Annotated in this window: 1 protein-coding gene; it reads left to right on the top strand. The window is 54.0% G+C overall.

What is annotated here, in order from left to right:
- Positions 1-1762 (top strand): Ig-like domain-containing protein (locus J699_RS00085; protein ID WP_131224147.1); only part of this gene is annotated, 1762 nt, incomplete at both ends.

Genomic DNA, 1762 nt, shown 5'->3' with positions numbered 1-1762 from the left:
CGAATGCCCCAGAGATTGATCCGGTCAATGGTACCGATCCAATCACCGGTACGGCAGAACCAGGTTCAACCGTGACTGTGACCTTCCCGGATGGCAGCACCGTTGATGTGGTGACTGATCCTGTAACAGGTGAATGGACTGTACCAAACCCAGGCGGTCTGGTGGATGGTGATACCATCACTGCGATTGCAACCGACCCTGCAGGTAACCCGTCTGTACCAGGTACAGAGACTGTAGACATCACTCCACCAAATCCAGCGGGTGCAACCCTTGCGATTGATGCGGTGACTGCGGACAACGTGTTGAATGTAGCTGAATCAACCACAACCATTACGGTGACAGGTACCTTAACTGGTATCCCTGCAGATGCAGCCACCACAGTGGTGACACTGCTTATCAATGGCGTGACGTATACTGCAACTGTAGATGCAGCAACAGGTAACTGGACAGCGGATGTGGCAGGTAGTGACCTGTTGGCCGATGGCGACAAGACCATTGATGCCACAGCGACCTTCACCGATGCAGCAGGTAACAGCAGCAGCGTGACTGACACCCAAGTCTATAACGTGGATGTGACTGCACCGAATGCCCCAGAGATTGATCCGGTCAATGGTACCGATCCAATCACCGGTACGGCAGAACCAGGTTCAACCGTGACGGTGACCTTCCCGGATGGCAGCACCGTTGATGTGGTGACTGATCCTGTAACAGGTGAATGGACTGTACCAAACCCAGGCGGTCTGGTGGATGGTGATACCATCACTGCGATTGCCACCGACCCTGCAGGTAACCCGTCTGTACCAGGTACAGAAACCGTCGATGCGACCCCACCAAATCCAGCGGGTGCAACCCTTGCGATTGATGCGGTGACTGCGGACAACGTCCTTAACGCAGCAGAATCAGCTGGCACAGTAACAGTGACAGGTACCTTAACCGGTATCCCAGCAGACGCAGCAAGCACAGTGGTGACTTTAGTTATCAATGGCGTGACTTACACTGCAACTGTAGATGCAGCAACAGGTAACTGGACAGCCGATGTAGCAGGTAGTGACCTGTTGGCCGATGGCGATAAAACCATCGATGCTACAGCCACCTTCACTGATGCAGCAGGTAACAGCAGCAGCGTGACTGACACCCAAGTCTATAACGTGGATGTCACTGCACCGAATGCTCCAGAGATTGATCCGGTCAATGGTACTGATCCAATCACCGGTACGGCAGAACCAGGTTCAACCGTGACTGTGACCTTCCCGGATGGCAGCACCGTTGATGTGGTGACTGATCCGGTGACAGGCGAGTGGACTGTACCAAACCCAGGCGGTCTGGTGGATGGTGATACCATCACTGCGATTGCCACCGACCCTGCAGGCAACCCGTCTGTACCAGGTACAGAAACCGTCGATGCGACCCCACCAAATCCAGCGGGTGCAACCCTTGCGATTGATGCGGTGACTGCGGACAACGTCCTCAACGCAGCAGAATCAGCGGGCACAGTAACAGTAACAGGTACCTTAACTGGTATCCCGGCAGATGCAGCAAGCACAGTGGTGACTTTAGTTATCAATGGTGTGACTTACACTGCAACTGTAGATGCAGCAACTGGTAACTGGACAGCTGATGTGGCAGGTAGTGACCTGTTGGCCGATGGTGATAAAACCATTGATGCCACAGCGACCTTCACCGATGCAGCAGGTAACAGCAGCACAGTGACTGACACGCAAGTCTATACAGTCGATACCACTGGTCCGGACAACAGCACGAC

This window comes from Acinetobacter sp. 1000160 (assembly GCF_000588715.1).
GTDB lineage: Bacteria > Pseudomonadota > Gammaproteobacteria > Pseudomonadales > Moraxellaceae > Acinetobacter > Acinetobacter courvalinii.
This window is presented reverse-complemented; position numbering and strand designations above follow the sequence as displayed.